This is a genomic window from Dyella marensis (assembly GCF_900112865.1).
Lineage (GTDB): Bacteria > Pseudomonadota > Gammaproteobacteria > Xanthomonadales > Rhodanobacteraceae > Dyella_D > Dyella_D marensis_A.
Map to the genome: position 1 here is coordinate 252,025 of NZ_FONH01000005.1, position 26,344 is coordinate 278,368.

A 26,344-nucleotide genomic window follows, 5' to 3' on the forward strand; every position below is an offset into this window, starting at 1 on the left:
AGGGATGGCAACGTTATAACGTATCGAAACGCACGCCGCCCCAACCCTTTCCCGAGTGATCCGATGAAGCACACCCTGCTCGCCATCAGCCTTGCCGCTGCGCTGTTCACTGTCTCCGCCCAGGCCGCCGATGCTCCCGACACCACCACCAATGGCCCCAACACGGATGGCGCCTCGCGCAACAAGCAGCCGCCCAAGGTGCAGCAGCTTGGCGCCATCGACGTCAGCGCCGCGCTCGACCAGTCGCGCAATGCCCTCTCGCCGGATACCGGCAGCAGCCAGTACGTGATCGACCAGAAGGCCATCGCGCAGCTGCCGCTGGGCGACAGCACACCGGTGAACCAGGTGCTGCTGCAGGCGCCGGGCGTGGTGCAGGATTCGTACGGCGGCCTGCACGTGCGCGGCGACCATGCCAACCTGCAGTACCGCATCGATGGCGTGATCATTCCCGAATCGATCTCCGGCTTCGGCCAGACGCTCGACACGCGCACCATCAAGAGCGTGAAGCTGCTCGATGGCGCGCTGCCGGCGCAGTACGGCCTGCGCACCGCGGCGGTGGTCGACATCAGCACCAAGAGCGGCCACGACCTCGGCAACGGCGGCAGCGTGGGCATCACCGGCGGCTCGTTCGGCACGCTCAATCCGAACGCGTCGCTGTGGGGCAGCAGCGATCGCTGGAGCTACTTCCTCACCGCCAATTACCTGGAAAGCGACGTCGGCATCGAGAACCCCACGCCGAGCCGCACGCCGGTCCACGACCACACCAACCAGGTGAAGGCGTTCGGCGACATCTCCTACCTGATCGACAACCAGACCCGCCTGAGCTTTTTGTTCGGCATGGCCAACAGTCGCTTCCAGATCCCGAACAACCCGGGCCAGACGCCGACCTTCGGCTATCTGGACGTGACCGATTTCGACTCCGCGAAACTCAACGAAAACCAGCGCGAAAACACCCGCTTCGGCGTGCTCGCCCTGCAGGGCAAGCTCGGCGCCACCGATTACCAGGTGTCGATCGGGCAGCGCTATTCCAGCCTTACCTTCACGCCGGACATGATCGGCGACCTGATGTTCAACGGCGTGGCTTCGTCCATCAATCGCAGCAATCGCGCCAGCACGCTGCAGGCCGACTTCGCCACGCCGCTGGGCGATACGCACACGCTGCGCTACGGCGTCTACGGCAGCTTCGAGCGCGCGCCGAGCAGCACCAATGCCTGGGTGTTCCCGGTCGATGCCGACGGCAACCAGTCCAGCACCACGCCGCTCAACATCCTCGACGGCAACCGCCTCACCGCCAAGACCTGGTCCGGCTACGTGCAGGACGAATGGAGCATCGGCGATAAGCTCACCGTGAACTACGGCCTGCGCGGCGATGTGTACAAGGCCTTCCGCACCGAGAGCCAGCTCAGCCCGCGCCTGGGTGCCGTCTACCAGGCCAGCGACGACACCACGCTGCACGCCGGCTATTCGCGCTATTTCACGCCGCCGGCGACGGAGGCGATCACCACCACCAACATCCAGAAGTTCGACGGCACCACCAATGCGCTGCCGGACAACGGCAGCAACACGCCGCTGGCCGAGCGCAGCGACTACTTCGACGCCGGTATCCAGCAGCGCGTCGGCTCCTCGCTGACGCTGGGCCTGGATGCCTACTACCGCAAGGTGCGCCGCCTGCAGGACGAAGGCCAGTTCGGCGCGGCGCTGGTCTACTCCACCTTCAACTACGCGAAGGGCCGCATCCGCGGCGTGGAGTTCACCGCGGACTACGACAACGGCCCGTGGTCGGCCTACTTCAACGTCGCGCTGTCGCAGGCGATGGGCGAGCGGGTGATCACCAGCCAGTACAACTTCGCGCCGGACGACCTGGCCTACGTCGCCGACCACTACATCCACCTGGACCACGACCAGAAGCTCGCCTCGTCCGGCGGCCTCAGCTATGCCATCGACCCGGCCACCCGCGTCGGCGCCAACTACCTGTTCGGCAGCGGCCTGCGCCGCGACGGCGCGGTGCCGAACGGTGCCGCGATGCCGGCTTATTTCCAGCTCAACCTCAGCCTGTCGCACGACTTCGAATTCCAGAGCACGGGCAAGCTGCACACCCAGCTGGCGGTGATCAACGCGCTGGACCGCACCTACCAGTTGCGCGACGGCACCGGCATCGGCGTGGGTGCGCCGCAGTTCGGTCCGCGCCGCGGGCTGTACGCCACGGTGCAGAAGGACTTCTGATCGCCCGCAAGGCGAACGTCCGCGCCCGCTGGGGCGCGGCGTCCGCGCGGCGGCTGCGAGCGCTTGGGCTATCCTTGCGCGATGAATCCCAGCTTCTCCCGCCTTCCCGAGCCCGGCGCCGACGAGCGCGCCCATTCCGACCATCTGCTCGCGCGCCTGCGTGAGCACATCGCCGCGCACGGTCCGCTGCCGTTCTCCGAATACATGGGCCGTTGTCTTTACGAGCCGGGCCTGGGCTATTACAGCGCCGGTACGACCAAGTTCGGCGCAGCCGGCGATTTCGTCACCGCACCGGAACTGGGCGACCTGTTCGCGCGCTGCGTGGTGAAGGTGCTCGGGCCGGTGCTGGAGATGCTCGGCGACGAAGCCGACGTGCTCGAACTCGGCGGCGGCAGCGGCGTTTTTGCCGAAGCCGCGCTGCTGGCCTTGCATGCCAACCGGCAAGTGCCTCGCCATTACCTGATCCTGGAACCGAGCGCGGATCTGCGCGAACGCCAGCGCGAGCGCCTTGCCGCCGCCTTGCCGCCGGACCTGTTCGCCCGCGTGCAATGGCTGGACCGTCCGCCGGAAGAAGCATGGCGCGGCGTGCTGTTCGCCAACGAAGTGATCGATGCCTTGCCCACCACGCGCTTCACCCTGCGTGCCGGCGAGGTCTACGAGGAATACGTCGCGCTCGACGGCGAAGGCCGGCTGATGCGCACCGACCGGCCGGCGGATGCGCTGGTGTCCGGCGCGGTCCGCCATCTCGAACGCGATCTGGAAGCCTCCTTCGACGACGGCTACCGCTCTGAGGTACTGCCGCAGCTGCCGTACTGGATGCAGGCGATCGCCGGCTCGCTGGTTGCCGGCGTGATGCTGTTCATCGACTACGGCTACGTGCGCCGCGAGTTCTACCAGCCCGGCCGCCGCGACGGCACGCTGATGGCGCATTACCGCCACCATGCGCACGCCGATCCGCTGTTCCTGCCCGGCCTCAACGACCTCACCGCCTCGGTGGATTTCACCGCGCTGGCCGAGGCCGGCAACCAGGCCGGCTTCGGCGTCGCCGCCTATCTGCCGCAGGCGCAGTTCCTGATCGCCGCGGGCCTGCAGCAGGTGTTCGAAGAGGCCTATGCGGATGCGCCGGACGAAGCGGCGCGCTACCGCCTCGCGCAGCAGGTGAAGAAGCTCACCCTGCCGGACCAGATGGGCGAGCGCTTCCAGGCGATGGTGCTGGCGCGCGGCATGGACATGGTGCCGCTGCCGGCGGACATGCTCGAAGCCGACCAGGGCGACCGGCTCTGACGCTGCGCCGTCGCCGTTGGCGGCGACGGCGCCACATCGATCAATGCAGGACGGGCGTCGCGCCCGAACCCTGCCCGGCCTGCAGCGGCTGCACCGGCGTGTTGTCTTCCGGCCGCTTGCCCAGCTGGCGCAGCTTGTACAGATCCGCGGCCACCTGGTAATACGCCGTCGCCTCGTCCACCTTGGCGCGATCCACCGGCTGCACCGGCGTGCCATCGCCGGTCTCGTAGTCCGGACGCATCTGCTCCAGCTTGCGCTGCGGCTCCAGCACGGTCAGCACGTCGTCGCGCAGATAGCCCAGCTTCTCGTACGTCGCCGGGAAGGCGCGCTCGCGGCCCGGCTCGAGCTGGAACAGGTCGTAGCCGAAGAAGCGGCTGCGGTAGCTGAAGTTCAGCATGCCCAGCACGGTGGGCATGATGTCGATCTGCGCCATCAGGCGATGCACGCGCTGCGGCTGGATGTGCTTGGGCGCATAGATCCACAGCGGGATGTGGTAGCGGTTGATCGGCACGCTGGTGCGGCCGGCGCTGGAGGCGCAGTGGTCCGCGGTGATCACGAAGATGGTGTCGTCGAAGTAGGGCTTGCTGGCCGCGCGCTTGAGGAAATCGGCGATCGACCAGTCGGTATAGGCCACCGCCGCCTCGCGCGTACCGTTCTTCTCCTTCACGCGGCCGGCGGGCACGGTGAAGGGACGGTGGTTCGAGGTGGTCATGATGTGCAGGAAGAATGGCTTGCCCTGCGCATGGATGCTGTCCATCTGGCGCATCGCCAGCGTGTACAGGTCCTCGTCGGCCACGCCCCACACGTTCTCGTGGTGGATCGGATCGTCCTTGTTGATGTCGTTGCGATCGACCGCGCGATAGCCGTTGTGGTTGAAGAAGTAATTCATGTTGTCGAAGTAGCCGTAGCCGCCATAGACGAAGTCCGACTGGTAGCCGCGCGCATTGAACACGTTGGCCACCGAGAACAGGTCTTCGTTGTTGTGCGCCTTGATCAGCGAATCGCCCGGCGTCGGCGGAATGGCCAGCGACAGCGCCTCCAGGCCGCGCACCGTGCGCGTGCCGTTGGCGTAGAGGTTGTCGAAGAACAGGCTCTTGTCGATCAGCGCGTCGAGGTTGGGCGTGATGCCGCGGTCGTCGCCGAAGGTCTGCATGAAGTCGGCGGAGAAGCTCTCGATGCTGATCAGCACCACGTTGAGGCGCTTCTCCGGTCCTTCGTGGCGGATCTCGCGGGTGAGATCGCGCGGGTCGTTGCTGACGAAAGTCGCCTCGGGCGTCTTCAGCATGGTGCGCACGTCGCGGTAGGCCTGGTCGCCCGGCAGCGTGGTGTAGAAGCGCGAGTATTCCAGGTGGCTGCTGCGGAAGGCGGCGAAAAATTCGTAGATGCCGTTGCCGGACAGCTCGTTGACGAAGTTGTTGTCGGTGCGGTCCTTCAGCGTGCCCTTGAACGCGGCCACGGTCACCACGGTCAGCACCAGCCACACCAGCGCCACCTTGGCGCGCTGCCAGAAGCGCGTGCCGCCGTCGCGCGTGCGCAGGCCGCGCCGGCTGACCAGCAGGGCGATCAGCACGGCCAGCGCCAGCAGGCTCAGCCAGCGGCCCAGCGGATACGACTCGCGGATATTGCCGATCACCTCGGTGGTGTAGACCAGGTAATCCACCGCGATGAAGTTGAAGCGCGTGCCGAACTCGTTCCAGAACACCAGTTCCGACGCACCCACGAACATCAGCCAGTACAGCAGCACCGCCGCCAGCAGATACAGCGCCCACTGGCCCGCGCGCGACACATAGGCGCGGCGCGGCATCAGCCACAGGAACAGCACCAGCGGCCAGGCGATGTAGATGTAGGTGACCAGGTCGTACAGCAGCCCCACGCCGAAAGCGTAGGCCCAGTACAGCGGGTTGTGCGGCACGCCCTTGCCCGACATGACGAGCAGGGCCACGCGGGTGATCGCGCCGATCGCCACATAGGCGAAGGCCAGCCACCACAGGGGACGGAAACGCTGGCGCAGGGGCGAGGCGGAGGAATCGGCGGCTGACAAGGGGGCGGCTCCAGACAAAACGTGTGAAACGCCCGTTATGGCAGAACGACGACGGGCATCCGCACCTTATACAACGGAACGGCTTAGCCGGAGCTTCCGCGCACCGCCGCGATGGCCTCGATGCGGGCCTTTTCCATCGCCGCGCCCACCGCCGGACCCTGCAGGCCCCGCGCCACGAAAGCGCCCGCACCGATCGCCGCGGCGGCGGTGCGCGCCTTGCGCAGGTAGGTGGCCTGCGGATAGTCGTCGTCCTGGTGGCCCAGGCGGCCGCGCTTGTCCGCCTCGCAGGCGGCGAGGAAGACCTCCAGGCGCTCGGGGCGGCGCAGCGCGTCCAGTGCGCCGAGCAGGCGCAGCACGGTGGCGGGCTTCAGCTCGAAGGCGCGATGGGCGTTCAGATGCTCGCGGCAGACCTGCTCGGCCAGCGCGGCGTATTCGGTGGGCACGCGCAGGCGCTGGGCCAGCGCGCGCAGCGGCTCGACGCCGGCGTGCTCGTGGCCGACATGGCGCGGCAGCACGTCGTCCGGCGTCAGCGCCTTGCCCAGGTCGTGGGTCAGCGCGCAGAAGCCGACCAGGTCGTTGCCGGGCGCCAGGCGCGCAGCCATGTCGAGCACCATTTCGATGTGCACGCCGGTGTCGACCTCGGGATGGAACTCGGCCCGCTGCGGCACGCCGTACAGCGCGTCGACTTCCGGAAACAGCACCGCCAGCGCGCCGCTTTCGCGCAGCACGCGCAGGAACGCCGAGGGGCGCGGCTCGCCCAGCGCGCGGCGCGTTTCCTGCCATACGCGCTCGGGCACCAGATGATCGACCTCGCCGTCGCGCACCATGCGCTGCATCAGCGCCATGGTTTCCCCGGCGATGGTGAAGCCCAGCGGCGCGAAGCGCGCGGCGAAGCGCGCCACGCGCAGCAGGCGCACCGGATCCTCGACGAAGGCCGGCGACACGTGCCGCAGCACGCGCTGCTCGACATCGCGGACACCGCCGAACGGATCGACCAGGCTGCCCGCCTCGTCCATCGCGATCGCGTTGATGGTGAGGTCGCGGCGTTCCAGGTCCTGCTCCAGCGTCACCGCGGGATCGGCATGCACCGCGAAGCCGTGGTAGCCGCGCCCGGTCTTGCGCTCGGTGCGCGCCAGCGCGTATTCCTCGCCGGTGTCCGGATGCAGGAACACGGGGAAGTCCTTGCCCACCGGCTTGTAGCCGAGGGCGAGCAGGTCATCCGGCGTGGCGCCGACCACCACGTGGTCGCGGTCGCTGACGGGACGCTGCAGCAGCTGGTCGCGGACGGCGCCGCCGACGAGATAGGTACGCATGGCGCGATTCTGCCATGCGCTTAAGGCAACACCGATCAAATATCGCCGCCGTCATCATCCCACTCCCTGGATTTCGGTAAGCGGGGCCTTCGCCGACGGTCCTGCGGCCTGCGGACAGACAGGGCTGGTGACGGTGGCGATATTTGATCAGTGTTGCCCGAATCAGCGCATGGCGCGGTAGCGGTCCAGTCGCTGCTGCCGGCGCGAACCCTGCAGCAGCACCGGCAGCCACGGCGTCAGCGGCTGCGGCCGGATGTCCAGCGCGGCGTAGCCGTCCTGCTCGCCCACCGAGTCGGTGCACAGGGTGAGGAAGCTGTCGTACGAGAACGGTTTGCCCGGCAGCAGTTCGGCGAAGCGCGCCTGCACGCGGCCCAGCGCGTCGGGCAGCGGCACGATGCGCGTGCGCAGGCCGAGCGTGTCGCGGATGCCGTGCACGATCTCGCCCAGGGTGAGCACTTCCGGTCCGTAGAGCTCGAAGCTGCGGTCGATGCCGAGCGGGTCGTTGGCCACGCAGCGCACGATCGCCTCGGCGACGTCGCCCGCATAGGTCGGCGCCAGGCGCGACCCGGCGCGCGCCAGCGGCAGCACCGGCATCATCTTCAGCAGCGCGGCGAAGCGCGAGACCAGGCCGTCGTTGGCGCCGAACATCACGCTCGACTGATAGATCGTCCAGTCCAGGCCGGACTGGCGCACCGCGGTTTCCGCCTCGCCGCGCGTCTTCAGATACTGCGACAGGCCCTGGCCGGCCTTCAGCGCGCTCATCAGGTGCAGCCGGCCGATGCCGGCCGCGTGGCAGGCGGCAGCCACGCGGCGGGCCAGCTCCACGTGGATTTCCTGCAGCGAATGCCCGCCGGCCGCGTGCAGCGAGCCGATCATGTGGATCACCGCATCGGCGCCTTCGAACTGCCGGCGCAGCGCATTGGCGTCGTAGACGTCGGTGCTGCGGATTTCCACGCCGGGCACCACGGCGAGCGCGCGGCGGCGCTCGCGGTTGCGCGACAATAGCACGATGCGATGCCCGTCCATGGCCAGCCGCGGCACCAGATAGCTGCCGACGAAGCCGGTGCCGCCCAGGATGACGAGACGTTTGGCGTTCATGCGGGCATACCTCAGCGGGGTGAACTGTTCGGCGCGTCGTTCGCCGGCGGCGCGGCGACCGTGGCCGCATCGGCGGGCGCCGCCGCGGCGGCCGCGGCCGGGCAGGTCACCGGGCGGCGCGGGGTGTTGCGGTCGGGCAATTGATACGTGTCGCCGATCGCGGTCAGGCGCGTGGCCAGCGGCGTGGCGGTGCCGTTGAGGCGCCAGTCGTAGATCACCGCGAAGGACATCACGCGAGCCACGTATTCGCGCGTTTCCTTGAACGGCATGCTGGCGACGAACAGGTCCGGCGGCAGCGAGCCGCGTGCAGCCAGCCATTGATCCACGCGCCCCGGTCCGGCGTTGTAGGCGGCGCTCGCCAGCCACGGCGCGCCGTTGAAGCGCGCCGCCATTTGCGCCAGATAGCGCGTGCCGAGCACGATATTGGTGATCGGGTCGTACAGCGATTCGGCGCCGCCCCAGTTGAGCCCGTTGCGCCGCGCGACCAGCGCCGCGGTATCCGGCAGCAGCTGCATCAGGCCGCGCGCATTGGCGCCGGAGCGCGCATCGCTCATCCATGCGCTCTCCGCGCGCAGGATCGCGTAGGCCCAGGACGGATCGATGCCGGCTTCCGCCGCCTGCGGCACCAGGCCGTCCTGGCTGGCCAGCGGGAAGCGCTGCTCGTAGTAGCGCAGCGCCTCGCCCTTGTTGAAGGCGTAGACGGAGCGGTCGTACCAGCCGCGGCGATAGGCCAGGTCGGCGGCCAGCTTCTGCGTGGCCGCATCGGCGCCGTCCAGCGCCTGCACCCATTCGCGGCGCGCCTGCCGCGGCAGGCCGACGGCGTACAGCTCGAACGCGCGCTGCAGGCCGGCGTTGGCGAGCAGCGCCTGTTCGCGCGGCGGATCCGGCGGCAGGGTCAGCGGGCAAATCGCATACGGCACGTCGAGCTTGTCCGCGGCGAGGAAGCCGAAGAAGGTCGGTTCGTCGGCCAGCGAGACCAGCAGGCGGCGCGCGTCGCCGTCGCGATTCAGTGCGCCGAGCGCGCGCGCGCGGAACCAGCGCCATTCGCCGTCCTGCTTCTGCGCCGCCGGCATGGCATCGATCGCCTCCAGCACCGCCGGCCAGTTCTGCTGCGCCAGCGCCACGCGCACGCGCCACTCGCGCGTGGCGTCGGTCTGCGCCTGCGGCGGCAGCGCGGCGAGGCGCTGCAGCGCGTCGTCGTTGAAGTCGGTGGCGTGGAAAAGAGCGAGCGCCGAGAGAACGCGCCGCTGCTGTTCGGGCGTGAACTTGAAATGTCCGCGCAGCTGTTCCCAGCTGCTGTCGGCGGCGCCGGACTGCCGCCGCGCCAGGCGCTCCAGCGCGAGCATCGCGGCCTGCCGGCTGCGTGGCGTATCCGGCCAGGTAGCGGCCTTGGCCGCGGCGCCGCCGGGATCGCGCAGCGCCAGCGCGATGCGCTGCGCGGCCTGTGCATCGTCGGCAGGCAGCCAGGCGGCGAGCGCGGCGACGGTGCCGGGCTGGTTGGCGTCGGCGGCGCGGTCGATGCGCTCCCACAGCCGCGGCGCGGTGAGCAGGCCCTGGTCGTGCGCGGCGGCGATCACCGGATCGCAGGCATTGGGCAGGTTCGGCTTGTTCCACAGCGCGGCGAGGTCGCGCTGGAAATCCAGCGTGGCGCCTTGCGCCGACGGCCCTGACTGCGCCGGCGAGGGTTGCGTCTGCGCCAGCCGCGCCTGCAGGGCATCGCACGTCAGCGCATCGCCCAGGCCTGGCTGGTACAGCGACTGGAAGGTCGCCCAGTCCTTGCGCCGCGCCAGTTCCAGCAGGTAGTCGCGGCGCAGGTCATTGGCGGGAATCAGCTGCGCGTAGCGCTTGAGATAGGCGTCGACGGGCGCGCGGTCGAGCTGGCGCAGGTCGTGGGTGAGCGCGGCGGCTTCCAGGTATGGATACAGCGGATAGTCCGACAGGTTCTGCGCCAGCGCGCGCCAGCCGTCGCCGCCTTGCTGCGCGGTGGCGTAGGCCTGCTTGAAAGCGGCGCGCTGCGCGTCCGTGGGTTCCGCGGCCTGCGCGATGCCGGCCAGCAGCAGGCCGGCGGCGAGGGCGAGAAGCGAGTGGGCGAGACGCCGCGGCGCTGCGTGAAGAGGCATGGAAACTCCTTGTGCGATGGCCACGCGAACGCGGCCGATCGATAGCGCAGTGTAGGCCGGACGATTCCAGGTCGCGGCATCGGACGAGCCCCGCAGCATGTCAAAACTCGGCTGAGTCCTAGGTTAAAGCGCGTCTTCACGCCGCCGGCCGCGCGCATGCCCCTGCTAGACTTGCCCGCTTCCAAGGCGCCGCGGCCGGCGCGATCCCACAGGTAGCGCATGTCGTCCACGCCGTCGCTTTCGTCCCGCGCGCGTTTCTTGCTCTGGCTGGTGCTGGCCGTCTGTGCCTTCGCCGGCGCGTTGTGGTGGTGGCTGCTCGGCCGCCCGGTGGCGCTGCCCGACGCGCCGTCCGCGCGCATCGCCTGCGTGTCCTACGCGCCGTTCCGCCAACCGGGCGAAACGCCGTACGACCTCAAGGCCTTCATCAGCCCCGAGCGCATCGACGCCGACCTGCGCGCGCTGTCGCAGCGCTTCGACTGCGTGCGTACCTATTCGCAGGGCCAGGGCCTGAGCGCCGTGCCGGAGATCGCCGGTCGCTACGGCATGAAGGTGATCATGGGCATCTGGCTGGGCCGCGATCCGGTCGCCAATGCCAGGCAGGTGGAGCTGGGCATCGCCGAGGCGAAGGCGCATCCCGAGGTGCTGCGCGGCGTGGTGGTCGGCAACGAGGTACTGCTGCGCGGGGAGCAGTCGCCTGCCGCCCTGGCCGGGTACGCGCGGCAGGTGCGCGCGGCGATTCCCGCGTCGGTGCCGGTCACGTATGCGGACGTGTGGGAGTTCTGGCTGCGCTATCCGGAGATGGCCAAGTCGGTGGACTACCTCACCATCCACATCCTGCCGTACTGGGAAGACGAGCCGGTGCCGCCGGAACACGCGGTGCGCCACGTGGCCGAGGTCTACCAGCGCATGAAGCACGCCTTCCCCGGGCGCGAGGTGATGATCGGCGAGACCGGCTGGCCCAGCGCCGGCAAGCCGCGCCGCGCGGCACGCGCGAGCGTGGTGAACGAGGCGCGCTACCTGCGCGAATTCCTCGACTACGCCGGCAGCGTTGCGATGCCCTACAACGTGATCGAAGCCTTCGACCAGCCGTGGAAGCGCGCGCAGGAGGGCACCACCGGCGGCTACTGGGGCATCTACGACGTTCACGCGCGGCCGAAATTCTCGATGCAGGGCCCGGTGACCGAAGAACCGCGCTGGTGGCTGGGCTGGCTGGCCGGCGCCGCGGGCGTGGCGCTGTTCGTGCTCGCCGGTGTGCCGCGCCGCGGCTGGCGGGGGTTGTCCGGCTGGGGCGTGCTCGCGCTGGCGGGCTTTGCCACCGGCACCGCGCTGGCCTGGCAATACCGGCAGATGCTCTACGCCTGCCGCGACCTGCTCGAATGGGGATGGTCGTGGGCGGCCTGCGCGGGCGGACTGGCGACCGCGATCGTGCTGGCGCGCTGGCTGGCCGCGCGCATCGGCGGCGCGGTGTCCGCGATCCTGCCCGGCGCATGGCTGCGCTTCGCCTGGCTGTTCCTGCTCGCGCTGGAAGGCCTGCTGCTGGTGTTCGACGGCCGCTATCGCGATTTCCCGCTGGGCCTCGCCGTGCTGCCCTGCATCGGCTATGGCCTGGCCGGCTGGCTGAGCGGCTGGGCGCAGGCCGGGGGACTGCGGCTGGAAGAACGCTGTCTAGCAGTGCTGGTGCCGGTGCTGGCGGCCGTGGTGGTCGCGCAGGATCTCGGCCTCAATCCGGTGACCTGGCTATGGCTGGGTTTGAACCTGGCGATCGCGCTGCCCGTGCTGGTCGCGTGGCGCCGCAAGCCGGTCGGCCTGCCAGCGAACCAGGCGTAGACAACCCACCAGCAGCGCGAACGCGCCGGCCTCGAAGCAATACAGCTGCAGCGCGAACAAGCCGACGGCTGCGGCCAGCCACGCACTGGCCGGATGCTTCCACGCCAGGGCGAGCGCGGCGCAGGCCAGCGCGGCCCAGCCGTAGCCGTAGTTGAGGAACGCCAGCACCAGCCGTTGCCGCCACTGGCACCACGCCGGCGCGGTGGCCGTTTCGCACAGGTGCCCGATGGCGGCAGGTTCGATCAGGCCATAGCGGATCCAGGCCGCAAGCGCGGCGACCAGGGCCAGCAGGAGCCAGGGCAGGGACAGGCGCAGGAAAGCAGTCATCGGCGAAGTCGGTGGGGGCGCGGCGCGACATGCTGCGGGAGCCGGATTTCGGCCGCAACCGGCAAATGATCCGAAAAGGCCTGCGGCAGGGCCCACAGCTTTTCGACGCGCAGTGCTTCGGAGGTGAGGATGTGATCCAGCGCCTTGCGTGGCCGCCAGCTGGGGAAGGTCGGCGTGGCCTGCGCCGGCGGTACCAGGCCGCACTTGGCGAACAGGTGGCGCATCTCCGCGCTGTTGGCGTCGGTGTTGAGGTCGCCCATCAGCACGGCGTGCGGAAAGTCCTGCAGCACCTCGGCGATGAAGCCGAGCTGGCGCGCGCGCGCCGTGGCGCTCAGCGACAGGTGCGCGATCATCACCGCCAGCGCGTCCTGGCCTTCGCCGAAACGCGCCAGCAGCGCGCCGCGGCCGGGAATGCGGCTGGGCAGCTGGTAATCCAGCACGCTGTGCGGTTCCAGCCGGCTGATCAGGCCATTGGCGGTATGCGCCAGGCGCGCCATCGGCCGGTTCGGCTGGTGGCTCCAGAACGGCATGCCGGCGGTCTCGGCCAGGTAGCGCGTCTGGTTGAGGAAGCCCGAGCGCAGGCTGCCCGCATCGGCTTCCTGCAGGCCGATCACGTCGAACTGCGGCAGCACCTCGGCCAGGCGGTCGAGGTTGTCCAGCTTGCTGCGGCCCGGCAGCACCGCGTTGAGGCTGCGCGTGAAGTACTCGCTGTAGCGCTGCACGCTGGCGCCGGCGAGGATGTTGCAGCTCAGCAGGCGGAGGCGGCGTTCGGTGACGGCTGGGGCGGGCGCGACGGAGGTCATCGTGGGCAAAGCGGAAACGGCGGATCGGAAGAATCCGGCAAGCATGAGCGCCCGGACGTGAACGCCGGGCGGTCGGCCGGCGCCCGTCCCGATGGTAAAGCGGTGCCGCAAGGCGGCACCGCGCGGCGCATCACTTGCCGCTCAGCTCGCGCTGGGCCAGCCACTGGGCCATGGCCCCGAGCTGGTCGAGCGTCTTGATCTCGTTGCTGCGGTACTTGCCGTCGACCACGATGGTCGGTGTGCCGTCGACGCCCCACTTCTGGACCAGCTCCAGGTCCTTCTTGATCTGCTGGGTCACCTCGGGCGAGGTGGCGATGGCCAGGAACTTGGCGCGGTCCACGCCCTGGGTGGCGTAGTAGTCGGCCAGCTCGTCCAGGGTGGAGATCGGGTAGTGCTGGTCGAACTTCTTGGCGAACAGATCCAGGTGGGTCTTCTCGACCACGCCCAGCTTCTCGGCCGCGTAGTAGGCGCGGGCATACGGCAGCCAGGCGTCGCTGAAGGCGGCCGGCAGCAGCTTGAACTTCACGCCCGGCGGCAGCTGCTTGCGCAGTTCCTCGGCCTTCGGCGCGAAATGCGCGCAGTGGATGCAGCCGTAGGAGAACACCTCGACCACTTCCACCTTGCCGTCCGCGCTGTAGCGCTGGGCGGGACCGGGCAGCGTGACGTATTCCTTGCCCTCGGTGTACGACACGGCGCTCGGATTGGAATTGGACGCGGTGCAGGCGCTGGTCAGGACCAGGCCGGCCAGCAGGGCGGCGACGCGCAGACGGGCGAAACGCTTGAACATGGGTTCTCTCCGCGAATACGGCGGCCGCTGCCGCCGTGACGATGCATTCGAAGCTTTATAGCGGGCCTTGATGACGCGCTGTGTGACCGACCCTTACTTGCCGGCGGCTTCCTTCGAGACCAGCCACTTGGCCAGCTCGACGCTCTGCGCGTAACCCCCGGCGCTCTGGGCGGTGAAGCGGTACTTGCCGTCCACCACGAGGGTCGGCGTGGATTCGACGCCGTAGGTGCGCACGAGTTCATCGGCGCGCTTGATCTTGGTGTTGATGCTGAAGGAGTTGGCCACCGCGACGAATTCCTTCGGGTCGACGCCGTACTTGGCGTAGACCTTGGCGGCATCGTCGATGGTCGGCAGCTCGCTGCTCGGACGCAGGCCGTTGCCGGTGGCGTTGTACGAGGTCAGCTCGCGGGTGTCCCACACCGCGTTGAAGATCGCTTCGTGCGCCTTTGCCGCCACGCCCAGCGCCTCGGCGGCGTAGTAGGCGCGCTGGAACATCGGGAAGTTCTCGGCCGTGTTGAACGACACCGGCAGGTAGGCCACCTGCGTGCCGGCCGGCAGTTCCTGCACCAGCTGCTGCATGGTCGGGCGGAACTGGTTGCAGGCCGGGCAACCGTAGGAGAACACCTCGGTCACTTCGATCTTGTCGGTATTGGTGACCTTCGGCTGCGCCGGCTCGATGCGGAAGTAGTGCTTGCCTTCCACCCACTTGCCGTCGTCGACGAAGGGCTCGGCCTTGCCGGCGGGCGCCGGGGTCTCGGCCGGGGCGGGCGTCTGGGTCTTGGCGCTGTCGTTCGCGGCCGCGGCGGTGGATGCGGCGGCAGGAGCGGCGGCCGTGACCGGCGCGGCGGGCGCGGGCTGCTGCGCGGGAGCGCTGGCGGCCGGCGTCGGCGCGGGTTGCTGGGCGGCGGTGCCGTTGTCGCTGCCCTGGCTGCAGGCGGCGATCGCCAGCATGGAAACGAACAGGAACGGCAGGCGCTTCAGCATGTGAGACCTCGATAACGGGGAGGGGAGAAAACAACGCCGGCCAGTGGCCGGCGTCGTCGAGCGGATCAGGGCGTGGCGGGCTTCGCGGCCGCGCCGTCGGCGGCATGCAGGCCTTCGACGTAGCTGGCCAGTGCGGCGATGTCCTTCTCGTCGAGCTTCTGCGCGATGCTCGGCATGATCTTGGCGTGTGCGTCGTCGCCCCAGCTGGTGCCGTCGTGCATGGCTTTCAGCGTGGCCTGGATGTACTGCGCGTGCTGGCTGGTCAGCTGCGGATACAGCGCGCCCGGATTGCCGCGGCCGTCGATGCTGTGGCAGGCCATGCAGGCCGGCACGCCCTTGGCGGCGTCGCCCTGGCGGTAGAGCTGCTCGCCGCGCTCGACCAGGGCCTGGTCGGCCACGCCCGGCAGCGCGGTCTTGCCGGCGAAGTAGGCGCCGATGTCGTGCATGTCCTGCTCGGACAGCGGGGCGGCCATGCCCATCATGATCGGGTTCTGGCGCTTGCCGCTTTTGAAATTGCCGAGCTGCTGCACGATGTACTGCTCGCTCTGGCCGGCCAGCTTGGGGTACTGCGGATCGCTGGAGTTGCCGTCCATGCCGTGGCAGGCGCCGCAGGCGGCGGCCTTGCCCTGGCCGGCGGTGGCGTCGCCGAGCTTGACGCCGCTATGGGCGGTCTCGGCGCCGGCGGTCGCGGGCTTTTCGGCGGCGGGTTGCGCGGCCGTGGCGGCGGAGGCAGCGGCCGCCGGCTTGGCCGACGTCGCGGCGGCGGGCTTGGCGTCCTGTGCCGCCGCGATGCTGGCGGACAGCGCGAAGACGAGGGCTACGGCATATCCGAGTACAGCGGGCCGGGAACCAGCGGGCCGAAAACTCATACACTTGTCTCCAGAAGAACTGCTATGGCTGCACGGCGCGCATGGGATCGCGCCCGTAACTGGCAGAAACCTTGGAATTATCCCTGCCCCACCGGGGTCGGTCAAACCAGAAGAATCCTTAAAGCCCATGGCCCCCAATCCGCTCCAGGGCGCCAGCTTCGTGCTGGCCGCTCATCGCATCGACCAATTGCCTGCCGACAGCGGGGGCGAGGTCGCCTTCGCCGGCCGTTCCAATGCCGGCAAGTCCAGCGCCCTCAACAAGCTCACCGGCCATCACGGCCTGGCGCGCACTTCCAAGACGCCGGGCCGTACCCAGCAGATGGTGGCGTTCGCGCTGCCGCCACTGGCGCAGGGCGAGGGCATGCCGCCGCTGGATGTGCGGCTGATCGACCTGCCGGGCTACGGCTACGCCAAGGTGCCCGAGCCGCTGCGCGAACACTGGAAGCGCGAGATCGACGCCTATCTGCATCAGCGCCGCAGCCTGCGCGGCGTGGTGCTGATCGTCGATATCCGCCATCCGCTGAAAGAATTCGACCGCATGATGCTGGCGTTCTGCCAGGACACCGCGCTGCCCTGCCACGTGCTGCTGACCAAGGCGGACAAGCTCTCGCGCAACCAGTCCGCGCAGGCGCTGGCGGCGATGCGCAAGCAGTTCGCCGCGGAAGGCCTGCTGGCGACGGCGCAGGTGTTCTCCTCCGCCGAAGGCACCGGCGTGGACGAAGCGCGCGAGGCCGTGGTGGCCTTGCTGCGGCGCGAACGCGGCGTCTAGCGCGCGGCGCCGTTCACCGCTTCCATGAAGATCGCGCACAGCGCCTCCATGCCGGCGCGGTCGTCCTCGTCGAAGCGCGCGACCTTGGGGCTGTCCACGTCCCATACGCCGAGCAGGCTGCCGTCCTTGCGCACCAGCGGGACCACGATCTCCGAGTTCGATGCCGCATCGCAGGCGATGTGGCCGGCGAATTCGTGCACGTCGCGCACCAGCTGGGTCTGGCGCGTCTGCGCGGCGGTGCCGCAGACGCCTCGGCCGATGGCGATGCGGATGCAGGCCGGCTTGCCCTGGAACGGGCCGACCACCAGCTCGGTGCCGTCGTACAGATAGAAACCGGCCCAGTTGAAGTCCGGCAGGCTGTGGAAGACCAGCGCCGCGAAGTTCGCCGCATTGGCGATCAGGTCCGGCTCGCCGGCCAGCATGCCGCGCGCCTGCTCGCACAGGTCGGCATAGTGTTCGCGCTTGCTGGCATACGTGGCGGAGGCGACTTCGAACATGGCGGCGGGTCCGGGTGCAAAGTCCGTATTATGCGCCCACTGCCTGCGCGGAGCGCCGCCGATGCGACCGAGTCTTTGCTGTCCTTGCCGGAGCGCCGCATGAGCGTGCCCGCCGTGTTCGTCGCCGGCACCGACACCGGCATCGGCAAGACCCACGCCGCCTGCGCGCTGCTGCATGCGCTGCGCCAGGCCGGTGAATCCGCCTGCGGCATGAAGCCGGTGGCGAGCGGCTGCATGGAAACGCCGGATGGCCGCCGCAACGAAGATGCGCTGGCCCTGCTCGCCGCGGGCAGCGTGCCGCTGCCATACGAACTGGTGAATCCGATCGCCTTGCGCGAAGCGCTGTCGCCGCACCTGGCCGCCGCGCACGAAGGCGTCAGCATCGCCCTGCCGCCGCTGCGCGAAGCGTTCGATGCGCTGCAGGCCAGCCATGACCGCGTGGTGGTGGAAGGCGTCGGCGGCTGGATGGTGCCGCTGGGGCCGGGGCTGCTCGCCTCCGAGATCGCCAAGGCCTGGGAGCTGCCGGTGATCCTGGTGGTCGGCCTGCGCCTGGGCTGTCTCAGCCATGCGTTGCTGACCGCACGGGCGATCGCCGCCGACGGCTGCCGGCTGCTGGGCTGGATCGCCAATCGCATCGATCCGGCCATGGAGGCCGCCGATGAAAACCTCGCCACGCTGCGCGCGCTGCTGCCGGCGCCGTGCCTGGGCGTGCTGCCGCACGGCGAAGTCGAGCCCGCGCTCGCCGCGCGCCACCTGCACCTGAAGTCGATGATGGCTTGACGAACGCCAGGGCATGCTTGCCACAACGTCCACGCAAGGAGCTCCACCCATGGCCAGCCGCAGCCACTTCTATCTCTCCATCGACGACCTGGCCCATGCCCGCGGCCCGGAGCCCAGCCTGCGCTACGAAGGCGCCGGACCCAACGATTTCGCTGCCGCGCTGCAGCAGGCGCTGCGCGAGCCCGGCCTGTTCGAGCGCTGGCGCGCGATGCAGCCGGAGCCGGACGAAGTCGATCCGGCGCTGGGCAAGACCGATCCCTCGGCGCAGGTGAATGCGCGCGTCGCCGACCTTCATACCGAAGTGGACCTGGTCACCGACCTGCCGATGAGCATCGTGCGGCACCGGCTGAACCTGCTGATCGGCCCGAGCTGGAAGCTGCGCGACATGCGCGCGGCCTGAGCGTTCGACGCGCCGCAACACGGCGGCGCGCTGGACTGGTGGCCCTTGGACGCATGTGCCGGCTGTGGTTACAGTCGGTTTTTTCACGCACCAAGGGAAACTCCATGCCGCCTCTCCGCGCCCTGGCGATCGCCACCTCGCTCGCCCTCGCCGCCTGCTCGCAGCCGTCCGACGAGGCGGCCAAGAGCGCCGACCATCCGGCTGCCGCCGCCACTGCGCCGGCGAGCGCCGAGGCGCCGTCCGCCAATCCGTTCTTCGCCGCCAGCACGCTGCCGTTCCAGGCGCCGCCGTTCGACAAGATCAAGGAGAGCGACTACCAGCCGGCGATCGAAGAAGGCATCAGGCAGCACCTCGCCGAGATCGAGAAGATTGCCGACAACCCGGAGGCGCCGAGCTTCGACAACACCTACGTGGCGATGGAAAAGGCCGGCGCGCTGCTCACCCGCGTCAACCACGCCTTCGACGCCGTCACCGGCGCCAACACCACCGATGCGCTGCAGAAGGTGCAGGAAGAAGAAGCGCCCAAGCTCGCCGCGCACCAGGACGCGATCTACCTCAACGACAAGCTGTTCAAGCGGGTCGAGGCGGTGTACCAGCAGCGCGAATCGCTCAAGCTCGATCCCGAATCGCTGCGCCTGGTCGAGGTGGTCTACAAGAACTTCGTGCACCACGGCGCCAGGCTGTCCGAGGCGGACAAGGCGAAGCTCAAGGAGCTCAACAAAGAGGACTCCACCCTCAGCACGCAGTTCGCCAACAAGCTGCTCGCCGCCACCAAGGCCGGCGCGCTGGTGGTGGACGACAAGGCCAGGCTGGCCGGCTTGGCCGATGGCGACATCGCCGCGGCCGAGCAGTCGGCGAAGGAGCGCAAGCTCGCCGGCAAGTGGGTGCTGCCGCTGCAGAACACCACGCAGCAGCCGCAGCTGCAGAACCTGAGCGACCGCGCCACGCGCGAGGCGCTGTTCAAGGCCTCGTGGGACCGCGCCGAGCATGGCGACGACAACGACACCCGCGGCCTGATCGAGCGCCTCGCGCAGCTGCGCGCCGAGCAGGCCAGGCTGCTGGGCTTCCCGAACTATGCCGCGTGGCAGCTGGAAGACCAGATGGCCAAGACGCCGGATGCGGCGCTCGGCTTCATGCACAACCTGGTGCAGCCGTCGACCGCCCGCGCGCAGGCCGAGGCCAGGGACATCCAGGCGGTGATCGACCAGCAGAAGGGCGGCTTCAAGCTCGAGGCCTGGGACTGGAGCCGCTACGCCGAACAGGTGCGCAAGCAGAAGTACGATCTCGACGAGAGCCAGATCAAGCCGTACTTCGAGCTGGACAACGTGTTGCAGAATGGCGTGTTCTACGCCGCCAACCAGCTGTATGGCCTGAGCTTCAAGGAGCGCAAGGACATCCCGGTATACCAGCCGGACGTGCGCGTGTTCGAAGTGTTCGACAAGGACGGCACGTCGATGGCGCTGTTCTATTGCGACTACTTCAAGCGCGACAGCAAGGGCGGCGGCGCCTGGATGAGCAACTTCGTCGACCAGTCCAGGCTGCTGGGCACCAAGCCGGTGGTCTACAACGTCGCCAACTTCACCAAGCCGGCGCCGGGCCAGCCGGCCCTGCTGTCGTTCGACGACGTCACCACCATGTTCCACGAGTTCGGCCATGCGCTGCATGGCATGTTCGCCGACTCGCAGTACCCCACATTGTCCGGCGCCAACACCGCGCGCGACTTCGTGGAGTTCCCTTCGCAGTTCAACGAGCACTGGGCCACCGATCCGAAGATCTTCGCCCACTACGCCAGGCACTATCAGACCGGCGAGGCGATGCCGCAGGCCCTGGTCGAGAAGATCAAGAAGGCCGGCACCTTCAACAAGGGCTATGACATGACCGAGCTGGTCGCCGCGGCGCTGCTCGACATGAACTGGCACAGCCTGGGCGCCGATGCGCCGAAGCAGGACGCCGACAAGTTCGAGGCCGATGCTCTGAAGAAGGACAAGCTCGACCTGAGCTACGTGCCGCCGCGCTATCGCTCCAGCTATTTCTCGCACATCTGGGGCGGTGGCTACGCCGCCGGCTACTACGCCTACCTGTGGACGCAGATGCTGGCCGACGACGGCTTCGAATGGTTCAAGGAACACGGCGGCCTGACCCGCGAGAACGGCGACCGCTTCCGCGCCATGATCCTGTCGCGCGGCAACACGGTGGAGCTGGGCAAGCTGTATCGCGACTGGCGCGGCAAGGATCCGAGCGTGGAGCCGATGCTGATCGATCGTGGGTTGAAGGCGGATTCGGCGGTGAAGAAGTAAACCGCCGCGAGACTGAGTCCATGCCTTGAGCCCCTCTCCCCTCGGGAGAGGGGTTGGGGTGAGGATGGGGCGGAGCGCAAGAGTGATGCGCACCGCTCGCCCGCACCCTCATCCGGCTGCCGCCACCTTCCTCGCTCCTCAAAGCCGGGCACATCCCTGTGCCCTCCCCGCGTGCTCCCGGAGGGAGAAGGGTTTCCATCTTGAAGGTCGAGGGGCCGCAACGTTTGCGCGTACCGCGACGCTGAGCCCCTCTCCCTTCGGGAGAGGGGTTGGGGTGAGGGTACGGGCGGAGCGTGGAAGTGATGCGCACCGCTCCGCCCGCACCCTCATCCGGCTGCCGCCACCTTCTCCCGGAGGGAGAAGGGTTCCACTTTGAAGATTGAGGAAAGAGTCTCAGCGTTTGTGCGTGCCACAACGTAGAACCCCTTTCCCTCCGGCGACCCGCAGGTAGTCCCCGTGGGAGAGAGGGGTTGGGGTGAGGGCCCGGGCGGAGCGCAAGAGTGATGCGCACCGCTCCGTCCGCCCCTTCATCCGGCTGCCGTCACCTTCTCCCGGAGGGAGAAGGACTTCACCTTGAAGGTTGGGGTATCAACTCACGCCGCCAGCGCGTCCGCGCGCACCGCGCCGGGACTCATGCCGCTGACCCGCTTGAACAGCCGGCGGAACGCGGCCTCGCTGTTGTAGCCCATGCGTTCGCCGATCGCGGCCACCGACAGTTGGCGCTCGCGCAGCAGGCGTTCGGCCACGCTGACGCGCCACTGCGTGACGTACTGCATCGGCGGCATGTGCATCAGCTGGGTGAAGCGCTCGGCGAAGGCGGAGCGCGACATGCACGCCAGCGCGGCCATCGCCGGCATGGTCCAGGCCTCGCCGGGCTTTTCGTGCACGGCGTGCAGCACCTTGCAGATGCGCGCATCGGTCAAGGCCGCGAACAGGCCCTGGCGTTCCGCGTTGCGGCTGGCGTAGTCGCATACGGCGAGCGCGAACAGCGTGTCGGCCAGCTTGTTGAGCAGCACCTGACGGCCGGCCTGCCGCGACTGCGACACCTGCACCATCATCGCAGCCAGCTGGCGGAACATCTCGCCGGCTTCGCCGGAACGCACGGCGAAGCAGGGCGGCAGGGCGTGGCTCAAGGGATGCCGCGCATGCGCGGGGAAGTGCAGTTCGCCGCAGATCAGGCTGGTCGCCTGGTCCTCGCCGCAGGCGGGCGCGAGCGCGCGCAGCCGGTGCGGGTCGCCGTGCGGCAGCACCACCAGGTCGCCCGCGGCCAGCTCCATCGACAGGCCGAGGGCCTTGCTCTCCATCCGGCAGGCGCCGCTGCCGACCAGGTGGAACAGGCCGCAGTGATAGCGCGGCTCTTCGAGGAACCAGGAGCCGCAGTACTGCAGTTCGGCGACGATATCGACGCGCAGATTCGACTGCAGCAGCAAGGCTTCCAGCGCGGGCGCGACCGCGCAGGGACGGCTCGGGACGGAGCTGGGCAGGGCGGACATGGGGCGTTCCTTTCACGAAGGTTCGCCCAAAGCTTCGGCGCAGCCCGGCTGGCGGTTACGTCTCGCCGGGTTGCAGGGCGCCGATCAGGCCGGCATCGACCCAGCCGCGCAGCAGGACGGCCAGGCGGGCGACCGCCTGGCCCGGCGGCGCGTGGCCGGCGGCGATCTCGCACAGGGTGGCGAACGGTTCGCCCCGTGCGGCCGCGGCCAGCAGGGCGGATTCCATGGGTTCCAGCGCGCGGTAGCGCACGGTCAGCCCCTGGCGCCACACGATCAGCTGCCGCGGCTGCGCGCGCCGGCGCAGGTGCGGGCGCGACGCAGCGCTGTCGGCGGCGCTGCGGAAAGCGTCCACATTGCTGTGCAAGGCCAGCCATTGCAGGTGCTGCGGCGGCGCTAGGCGCAGACCGGCCCAGGCGTCCGGCGCGATCGCGGCCAGCGCTTCCGCGTCGATGGCCGGCTCGTCGGCGGCGTCGAAGCAGGTGGAGATCGCCCAGTCCAATTCGGCCGCCTCGGCGAAGGCAGGCCGCTCGCGCCATGGCAAGGCGTAGCGCAGGAAGGCGGCCATGCCCGCGCCGTGCCAGCGCAGGTTGTAGTGCTCCGAGGGACAGGCCTCGGCGTAACGGTCCAGCAGCGACGGAAAGCGTCGTCCGGCCAGGCTGGCGAGAGCGGGGAATTCGCCGGCCAGCGCTTCGCGCAGGCGGGCGCGGTAGCCGTGGCGATAGATCGCGAGGCGGGTCTTCGCATCCGCGATTCCGTCGCCCACCAGTTCCGGCGGCGAGCTCGCGGCGGCAGCCATCACCGCTTGCTGCAGGCGCAGTTGCATCGACTGCAGGCTGCTCACGCCGCGGCCCTCAGCAGCGGTTCGGCGAGCCGGCGCGCATCGTCCAGTTCGGCCACCAGTTCGCGCAAGGGCGGCATGTGGTCGTCGCGTTCGATCATGGTGGAGACGGCGCCGAAGCGCCGGACTGCGGCTTCGTACAGCGCCCACACCGGCGAGGGCACCGGCGCGTCGTGCGTATCCACCAGCAACGCCTCGCCCTGCTCGTGCCCGGCGAGGTGGAACTGCTGCACACGCTGCACCGGCACGCCATCGAGATAGCGCAGCGGATCGAAGCCGTGATTGCGCGCGCTGACGTAGACGTTGTTGATGTCCAGCAGGAGCAGGCAATCCGCGCGCTCGGCGACGGCGGCGAGGAATTCCCACTCCTCCAGCTGCGCATCGGCGAAGCGCAGATAGCTGGAGACGTTCTCCAGCAGGATGCGCCGCCGCAGCCGGTCCTGCACCTGGCGCACGCGCGCGACCACATGGTCGAGCGCCTCTTCGGTATACGGCAGCGGCATCAGGTCGTGCAGGTTCACGCCCTGCACGCCGGTCCAGCACAGGTGGTCGGAGACCCAGGCCGGCTCGATGCGCCTGGCCAATGCATCCAGCCGCGCCAGATAGCCGTCATCCAGCGGATCGGTACCGCCGATCGACAGCGACACGCCGTGCATGACCAGCGGAAAGCGCGCGCGGAAGCGCTCCAGCCATACCAGCGGCAGGCCGCCGGGGACCATGTAGTTCTCAGAGACGATTTCCAGCCAGTCCACGCCGTGCGGGTGGTCGAGCAGTTCCTGGTAGTGCTCCACGCGCAGGCCGAGGCCGTAGCCGAGGTAGGGCGGGCGGTCGTTATCGATATGGCTCATCGCGCATTTCCTCAGAACCCATGCCCGGCGTAGGTTGGGGTGAGCCGCAGGCGAACCCCAACATTCGCCACCTTCATAGGTATCGCAACGTTGGGGTTCGCCTGCGGCTCACCCCAACCTACGCCGGTATGGGGTCAAAGATCAGGCCTTGTTCTCAGCCTGCGCCTTCTCGCAATCCGCCTGGCTCTTCTGCATGGTGAAGCCCTGGCCCTTGCACGCGTTCTGGCCCTTGCAGGCATTGCTCGCCTGCTTGCAGGCGCCATGGCCCTTGCAGGCCGACGAGTTCACGCACTTGACCGAAGCGGTCGCGCCCTGGGCCTTGTCGCCCTTGGCGTTGTCGCCGGCCATCGCGGCCGACGCCGCGGTCATGGCGAACAGGCCCGCGACCATTGCCGCCATCGCGCCGCTCTGGAAAGTCTTCTTCATGGCTATGCCCTCGAAAGTTTGGATGCCGCACCCGCGGCGGAGGCGTCCAGTCCGTGCGCCGGTGGCGCGGCTCGGTCTCGACGCCGGGCATTCTGCGCGGGGCGGGAGAGGGCGACTGTGACTTGGTGTCCGTGGTTCATGCCCGATCGTCCGCTCGCGCGGCCCCTGACCGATGCCGGACCGCGGGCAAGAAAGCGCGGACGCCGGAGCATGGCGGGGAGCGCAGGCGCGATCGAAGATGCCGCCCACTTTCCTCGACGGGATCATCACGATGCGCGCCTTCATCGCTACCCAGGCCACGCGCCTGCTCGACCTGCTGCATGCCGGCCGCTGGCTCGGTCCCCTGGTCATGCGCCTGGGCTTCGGTTACTTCTGGCTGGAGACGGGCATCGCCAAAGTGCAGCACGTCGAGGGTTTCGCCGAACGCTTCGCCGCATGGAATATTCCGTTCCCGCTGTTGAGCGCGACGGTGTCGGCCTGGACCGACCTGGTCGGCGGCGCCCTGCTGATGCTCGGGCTGTTCACGCGGCTGATCAGCGTGCCGATGCTGATCAACATGGTGGTCGCGCTGGCGCTGGTGGTGTCGCGCGACATCTCGGGCCTGGACGAATACGTCGAGAGCTCCGAGCTCACTTACATCCTGATCCTGTTCTGGCTGCTGCTGGCCGGACCCGGCAAGCTCAGCCTGGACACACTGCTGGCGCGCTGGCTGGGCATCCGCACGCACGACTGAAACGAGCGAGGCGCGGCAGATGCCGCGCCTCGTCATTTGAACCATCAGTAGGCGAACTCGCGGAACACCGGATCCACGCTGCCGTTCCATGCGCCGTTGAACAGTTCGAGCTTGCGCTCGGCGGGCGTCTGGTTGGCTTCGACGATTTCCAGCAGCGGTTCCAGGAAGATGCTCTCGTCCGCGCCGTTGCCGTTGAGCCGGGCGCGGCGCTTGAGGCCATGCGCGGCGATCTTCAGCGTCTCGGCCGCCAGCTCGCGCACCGCATGGCCGCGGAACGGCAGCTTCAGGGCATGCTTGGGCACGCCGTCGCGCAGCGCGTGGCGTTCCTCGCGGCTGAAATCCTTGACCAGGTCCCAGGCCGCGCCCAGCGCATCGTCGTCGTACAGCAGGCCGACCCACAGCGCCGGCAGCGCGCACAACCGGTTCCACGGGCCGCCGTCGGCGCCGCGCATTTCCAGGTACTGCTTCAGGCGCACTTCCGGGAAGGCGGTGGTGAGGTGGTCGGCCCAGTCCTTCATGGTGGCGCGCACGCCGGGCAGGTCGGGCAGCTCGCCGCGCAGGAAGCGCTTGAAGTCCCGGCCGGCCAGGTCGATGTAGCGGCCGTCCTGGTAGCTGAAGTACATCGGCACGTCGAGGATGTAATCGACATAGCGCTCGTAGCCGAAGCCGTCCTGGAACACGAAGTCCAGCATGCCGGTGCGATGCGGGTCGGTATCCGTCCACACCTGCGAGCGGAACGACTGGTAGCCGTTCGGACGGCCGTCGGTGAACGGCGAATCGGCGAACAGCGCGGTGGCGATCGGCTGCAGCGCGAGGCTGGTGCGGAACTTGCGCACCATGTCCGCCTCGGTTTCGAAGTCGAGGTTGACCTGCACGGTGCAGGTGCGCGTCATCATGTCCAGGCCGAGCGAGCCGACCTTGGGCATGTACTCGCGCATGATCTTGTAGCGGCCCTTGGGCATCCATGGCATCTCGTCGCGGCGCCACTTCGGCTGGAAGCCCATGCCGAGGAAGCCGATGCCGAGGTCGTCGGCGATCGAGCGCACTTCCTTCAGGTGCGAGTTCACCTCGCGGCAGGTCTCGTGGATGTTTTCCAGCGGCGCGCCGGACAGTTCCAGCTGGCCGGCCGGTTCCAGGGTGACCGAGGCCTTGTCGCGCGACAGCGCCACGGGGATGTCGCCTTCGCGGGCGATGTCCCAGCCGTAGCGTTCGGCCAGGCGCTCGAGCAGGACGCGGATGCCGCGCTCGCCTTCGAAGGTGGGCGGGCGCAGGTCATCCGTGAGGAAGCCGAATTTCTCGTGCTCGGTGCCGATGCGCCAGGCTTCGCGCGGCTTCTCGCCGGCGGCGAGGTAGTCGACCAACTGCTGGCGGTCGCCTATGGGCGTGCTCTTGACGGCACTGGGTATGGACACGGTCGGCTCCTTCGCGGGAATCGCAGGACTGTGGGGGCGCTAGGGGTATTTTCAAAGTGCCGTGTGACGAAAGCCCCTCTCCCTCCGGGAGAGGGGTTGGGGTGAGGGTACGGGCGGAGCGAGGCGCCCCACTTCGTCCGTACCCTCATCCGCCTGCCGGCACCTTCCTCGCTCC

Annotated in this window: 23 protein-coding genes; 8 read left to right on the plus strand and 15 right to left on the minus strand. The window is 68.9% G+C overall.

Annotated elements, in window-relative coordinates:
• Positions 1–63 precede the first annotated feature (63 nt).
• Positions 64–2,223 carry a TonB-dependent receptor gene (locus BM172_RS10675; protein WP_026633978.1) on the plus strand — a complete coding sequence of 720 codons (2,160 nt, stop codon included), beginning with the start codon at positions 64–66 and terminating at the stop codon, positions 2,221–2,223.
• Positions 2,224–2,304: 81 nt separating this feature from the next.
• The gene (locus BM172_RS10680; RefSeq protein WP_026633977.1) at positions 2,305–3,507 is read left to right on the plus strand and encodes a class I SAM-dependent methyltransferase; all 1,203 of its coding nucleotides are present in this window, start codon (positions 2,305–2,307) and stop codon (positions 3,505–3,507) included.
• Between the two features lie 40 nt (positions 3,508–3,547).
• Here BM172_RS10680 and BM172_RS10685 read toward each other — a convergent pair whose 3' ends face one another.
• From BM172_RS10685 to BM172_RS10700, 4 genes are all read right to left on the minus strand, one after another.
• On the minus strand, positions 3,548–5,548 hold the full coding sequence (locus tag BM172_RS10685) for an LTA synthase family protein (protein ID WP_026633976.1): 2,001 nt from the start codon (positions 5,546–5,548) through the stop codon (positions 3,548–3,550).
• 83 nt (positions 5,549–5,631) lie between these two features.
• Positions 5,632–6,861, minus strand: a complete 1,230-nt coding sequence (locus BM172_RS10690; RefSeq protein WP_026633975.1) for a multifunctional CCA addition/repair protein — start codon at positions 6,859–6,861, stop codon at positions 5,632–5,634.
• 162 nt (positions 6,862–7,023) lie between these two features.
• Positions 7,024–7,959: a complex I NDUFA9 subunit family protein gene (locus BM172_RS10695; RefSeq protein ID WP_026633974.1), complete on the minus strand. Its 936-nt coding sequence runs from the start codon at positions 7,957–7,959 to the stop codon at positions 7,024–7,026.
• A gap of 11 nt (positions 7,960–7,970) precedes the next feature.
• Entirely contained in the window at positions 7,971–10,079 is a 2,109-nt protein-coding gene (locus BM172_RS10700; protein WP_026633973.1) for a transglycosylase SLT domain-containing protein, read from the minus strand.
• Positions 10,080–10,298: 219 nt separating this feature from the next.
• On the opposite strand from BM172_RS10700, the gene BM172_RS10705 reads away from it, so the two are divergent.
• Positions 10,299–11,906 (plus strand): glycoside hydrolase family 17 protein, encoded by a 1,608-nt coding sequence (locus BM172_RS10705; RefSeq protein WP_026633972.1) that lies wholly within the window; start codon positions 10,299–10,301, stop codon positions 11,904–11,906.
• On the opposite strand, the gene BM172_RS10710 is transcribed toward BM172_RS10705, so the two are convergent.
• The 5 genes from BM172_RS10710 to BM172_RS10730 form a co-directional block, all read right to left on the minus strand.
• A complete protein-coding gene (locus BM172_RS10710) occupies positions 11,817–12,233 on the minus strand; it encodes a hypothetical protein (RefSeq protein ID WP_026633971.1) in 417 nt (138 codons plus the stop codon). The genes BM172_RS10705 and BM172_RS10710 overlap by 90 nt on opposite strands.
• Complete coding sequence (locus BM172_RS10715) at positions 12,230–13,036, minus strand: endonuclease/exonuclease/phosphatase family protein (protein ID WP_026633970.1); 807 nt, start codon at positions 13,034–13,036, stop codon at positions 12,230–12,232. The genes BM172_RS10710 and BM172_RS10715 overlap by 4 nt, the downstream gene beginning before the upstream one ends.
• A gap of 130 nt (positions 13,037–13,166) precedes the next feature.
• Positions 13,167–13,823, minus strand: coding sequence for a thiol:disulfide interchange protein DsbA/DsbL (locus BM172_RS10720; RefSeq protein ID WP_026633969.1), 657 nt, complete (start codon positions 13,821–13,823; stop codon positions 13,167–13,169).
• A gap of 93 nt (positions 13,824–13,916) precedes the next feature.
• Entirely contained in the window at positions 13,917–14,807 is an 891-nt protein-coding gene (locus BM172_RS10725; protein ID WP_026633968.1) for a thiol:disulfide interchange protein DsbA/DsbL, read from the minus strand.
• 65 nt (positions 14,808–14,872) lie between these two features.
• On the minus strand, positions 14,873–15,676 hold the full coding sequence (locus tag BM172_RS10730; RefSeq protein ID WP_026633967.1) for a c-type cytochrome: 804 nt from the start codon (positions 15,674–15,676) through the stop codon (positions 14,873–14,875).
• Between the two features lie 127 nt (positions 15,677–15,803).
• Between BM172_RS10730 and yihA the strand changes: the two genes are divergently transcribed.
• Positions 15,804–16,445 (plus strand): ribosome biogenesis GTP-binding protein YihA/YsxC, encoded by a 642-nt coding sequence (gene yihA / locus BM172_RS10735; RefSeq protein ID WP_026633966.1) that lies wholly within the window; start codon positions 15,804–15,806, stop codon positions 16,443–16,445.
• On the opposite strand, the gene BM172_RS10740 is transcribed toward yihA, so the two are convergent.
• Positions 16,442–16,942, minus strand: a complete 501-nt coding sequence (locus BM172_RS10740) for a GAF domain-containing protein (RefSeq protein ID WP_026633965.1) — start codon at positions 16,940–16,942, stop codon at positions 16,442–16,444. The two genes, yihA and BM172_RS10740, sit on opposite strands and share 4 nt — an antisense overlap.
• A gap of 99 nt (positions 16,943–17,041) precedes the next feature.
• Here BM172_RS10740 and bioD point away from each other — a divergent pair, with 99 nt between their 5' ends.
• The 3 genes from bioD (at position 17,042) to dcp (ending at position 20,419) form a co-directional block, all read left to right on the plus strand.
• Complete coding sequence (bioD, locus tag BM172_RS10745; RefSeq protein ID WP_026633964.1) at positions 17,042–17,722, plus strand: dethiobiotin synthase; 681 nt, start codon at positions 17,042–17,044, stop codon at positions 17,720–17,722.
• A gap of 49 nt (positions 17,723–17,771) precedes the next feature.
• Positions 17,772–18,122 (plus strand): hypothetical protein, encoded by a 351-nt coding sequence (locus tag BM172_RS10750; protein WP_026633963.1) that lies wholly within the window; start codon positions 17,772–17,774, stop codon positions 18,120–18,122.
• Positions 18,123–18,226: 104 nt separating this feature from the next.
• The gene (gene dcp, locus BM172_RS10755; RefSeq protein ID WP_026633962.1) at positions 18,227–20,419 is read left to right on the plus strand and encodes a peptidyl-dipeptidase Dcp; all 2,193 of its coding nucleotides are present in this window, start codon (positions 18,227–18,229) and stop codon (positions 20,417–20,419) included.
• A 593-nt stretch (positions 20,420–21,012) separates the two neighbouring features.
• Here the strand turns inward: dcp and BM172_RS10760 are convergent.
• From BM172_RS10760 to BM172_RS10775, 4 genes are all read right to left on the minus strand, one after another.
• Positions 21,013–21,912: an AraC family transcriptional regulator gene (locus tag BM172_RS10760; protein WP_051548368.1), complete on the minus strand. Its 900-nt coding sequence runs from the start codon at positions 21,910–21,912 to the stop codon at positions 21,013–21,015.
• A gap of 55 nt (positions 21,913–21,967) precedes the next feature.
• Entirely contained in the window at positions 21,968–22,753 is a 786-nt protein-coding gene (locus BM172_RS10765; RefSeq protein ID WP_026633961.1) for an HvfC/BufC N-terminal domain-containing protein, read from the minus strand.
• Positions 22,750–23,598, minus strand: coding sequence for an MNIO family bufferin maturase (locus tag BM172_RS10770; RefSeq protein ID WP_026633960.1), 849 nt, complete (start codon positions 23,596–23,598; stop codon positions 22,750–22,752). Before BM172_RS10770 ends, BM172_RS10765 begins: the two co-directional genes overlap by 4 nt.
• Before the next feature lie 141 nt (positions 23,599–23,739).
• A complete protein-coding gene (locus BM172_RS10775; RefSeq protein ID WP_026633959.1) occupies positions 23,740–24,024 on the minus strand; it encodes a BufA2 family periplasmic bufferin-type metallophore in 285 nt (94 codons plus the stop codon).
• Positions 24,025–24,295: 271 nt separating this feature from the next.
• Here BM172_RS10775 and BM172_RS10780 point away from each other — a divergent pair, with 271 nt between their 5' ends.
• Positions 24,296–24,757, plus strand: a complete 462-nt coding sequence (locus BM172_RS10780) for a DoxX family protein (RefSeq protein WP_051548403.1) — start codon at positions 24,296–24,298, stop codon at positions 24,755–24,757.
• A 44-nt stretch (positions 24,758–24,801) separates the two neighbouring features.
• On the opposite strand, the gene BM172_RS10785 is transcribed toward BM172_RS10780, so the two are convergent.
• Positions 24,802–26,169 (minus strand): glutamate--cysteine ligase, encoded by a 1,368-nt coding sequence (locus BM172_RS10785; protein WP_026633958.1) that lies wholly within the window; start codon positions 26,167–26,169, stop codon positions 24,802–24,804.
• Positions 26,170–26,344 lie beyond the last annotated feature (175 nt).

What these genes read in the sequence shown, in the direction of transcription:
- BM172_RS10675 (WP_026633978.1), top strand. Translation starts at nt 64, where the DNA reads ATGAAGCACACCCTGCTCGCCATCAGCCTTGCCGCTGCGCTGTTCACT.
- BM172_RS10680 (WP_026633977.1), top strand. Translation starts at nt 2,305, where the DNA reads ATGAATCCCAGCTTCTCCCGCCTTCCCGAGCCCGGCGCCGACGAGCGC.
- BM172_RS10690 (WP_026633975.1), bottom strand. Translation starts at nt 6,861, where the DNA reads ATGCGTACCTATCTCGTCGGCGGCGCCGTCCGCGACCAGCTGCTGCAG.
- BM172_RS10695 (WP_026633974.1), bottom strand. Translation starts at nt 7,959, where the DNA reads ATGAACGCCAAACGTCTCGTCATCCTGGGCGGCACCGGCTTCGTCGGC.
- BM172_RS10700 (WP_026633973.1), bottom strand. Translation starts at nt 10,079, where the DNA reads ATGCCTCTTCACGCAGCGCCGCGGCGTCTCGCCCACTCGCTTCTCGCC.
- BM172_RS10705 (WP_026633972.1), top strand. Translation starts at nt 10,299, where the DNA reads ATGTCGTCCACGCCGTCGCTTTCGTCCCGCGCGCGTTTCTTGCTCTGG.
- BM172_RS10710 (WP_026633971.1), bottom strand. Translation starts at nt 12,233, where the DNA reads ATGACTGCTTTCCTGCGCCTGTCCCTGCCCTGGCTCCTGCTGGCCCTG.
- BM172_RS10715 (WP_026633970.1), bottom strand. Translation starts at nt 13,036, where the DNA reads ATGACCTCCGTCGCGCCCGCCCCAGCCGTCACCGAACGCCGCCTCCGC.
- BM172_RS10720 (WP_026633969.1), bottom strand. Translation starts at nt 13,823, where the DNA reads ATGTTCAAGCGTTTCGCCCGTCTGCGCGTCGCCGCCCTGCTGGCCGGC.
- BM172_RS10725 (WP_026633968.1), bottom strand. Translation starts at nt 14,807, where the DNA reads ATGCTGAAGCGCCTGCCGTTCCTGTTCGTTTCCATGCTGGCGATCGCC.
- BM172_RS10730 (WP_026633967.1), bottom strand. Translation starts at nt 15,676, where the DNA reads ATGAGTTTTCGGCCCGCTGGTTCCCGGCCCGCTGTACTCGGATATGCC.
- yihA (WP_026633966.1), top strand. Translation starts at nt 15,804, where the DNA reads ATGGCCCCCAATCCGCTCCAGGGCGCCAGCTTCGTGCTGGCCGCTCAT.
- BM172_RS10740 (WP_026633965.1), bottom strand. Translation starts at nt 16,942, where the DNA reads ATGTTCGAAGTCGCCTCCGCCACGTATGCCAGCAAGCGCGAACACTAT.
- bioD (WP_026633964.1), top strand. Translation starts at nt 17,042, where the DNA reads ATGAGCGTGCCCGCCGTGTTCGTCGCCGGCACCGACACCGGCATCGGC.
- BM172_RS10750 (WP_026633963.1), top strand. Translation starts at nt 17,772, where the DNA reads ATGGCCAGCCGCAGCCACTTCTATCTCTCCATCGACGACCTGGCCCAT.
- dcp (WP_026633962.1), top strand. Translation starts at nt 18,227, where the DNA reads ATGCCGCCTCTCCGCGCCCTGGCGATCGCCACCTCGCTCGCCCTCGCC.
- BM172_RS10760 (WP_051548368.1), bottom strand. Translation starts at nt 21,912, where the DNA reads ATGTCCGCCCTGCCCAGCTCCGTCCCGAGCCGTCCCTGCGCGGTCGCG.
- BM172_RS10770 (WP_026633960.1), bottom strand. Translation starts at nt 23,598, where the DNA reads ATGAGCCATATCGATAACGACCGCCCGCCCTACCTCGGCTACGGCCTC.
- BM172_RS10775 (WP_026633959.1), bottom strand. Translation starts at nt 24,024, where the DNA reads ATGAAGAAGACTTTCCAGAGCGGCGCGATGGCGGCAATGGTCGCGGGC.
- BM172_RS10780 (WP_051548403.1), top strand. Translation starts at nt 24,296, where the DNA reads ATGCGCGCCTTCATCGCTACCCAGGCCACGCGCCTGCTCGACCTGCTG.